Source organism: Megasphaera massiliensis (assembly GCF_000455225.1).
Lineage (GTDB): Bacteria > Bacillota > Negativicutes > Veillonellales > Megasphaeraceae > Megasphaera > Megasphaera massiliensis.
In genome coordinates this window covers 1,198-1,771 of the sequence record NZ_HF954547.1, presented here as the reverse complement: position 1 = coordinate 1,771, position 574 = coordinate 1,198, and the positions used below count along the sequence as shown (strand labels likewise).

Genomic DNA, 574 nt, shown 5'->3' with positions numbered 1-574 from the left:
TCGTTCACCCCTATCTACTTAAACGATTTTTGTAAACGATCCAGTTTGCCGGACAAGCTTCCGTCGTACAGACGGTCGCCGATGCGTACTTGTACGCCGCCGAGCAAAGCAGGCTCTACAACTTGCTGAGCAATAATTTTTTTGCCGGTTACTTGACTGAAATGAGTCACAACGTCCGCGAATTCCGTTACGGACAGCTGAGTAGCGGCATATATCGTTGCATGGGCTTGACCAAGAACCTCGCCCGCAATTTTAGTGAAGGCTTCATATACTTCCGCAATAACATCCTGACGTCCGCGAACGACCAGCAATTCAAGCGTATTCAATACAAGATTGGATACGTTGTCGCCAAATGTCGTTTTCAAAACCGAAATTTTGTTTGCCGGATCGATGTTTGGGAAGGAAAGAAACTTCACGACTTCTTCGTTTTGTGCCAGCGTATCGACGATTAGCTTCAACTGATCTTCAACTTCTGCTGCGATGCCATTCTGCTGAGCCAGCTCGACAATGCTTTGGCGTAGCGCTTCGCTACGACTGTATCCCGGCTCATTTGCTTCCTACTTCTTTCAGGTAT

General features: G+C 47.4%; 1 protein-coding gene. It reads right to left on the bottom strand.

Annotation, left to right across the window (positions count from 1 at the left end; all coding sequences use genetic code 11):
• Window positions 1-14 precede the first annotated feature (14 nt).
• The gene (gene atpH, locus TX77_RS10575; protein WP_268257942.1) at window positions 15-509 is read right to left on the bottom strand and encodes an ATP synthase F1 subunit delta; all 495 of its coding nucleotides are present in this window, start codon (window positions 507-509) and stop codon (window positions 15-17) included.
• Between the last annotated feature and the right edge of the window lie 65 nt (window positions 510-574).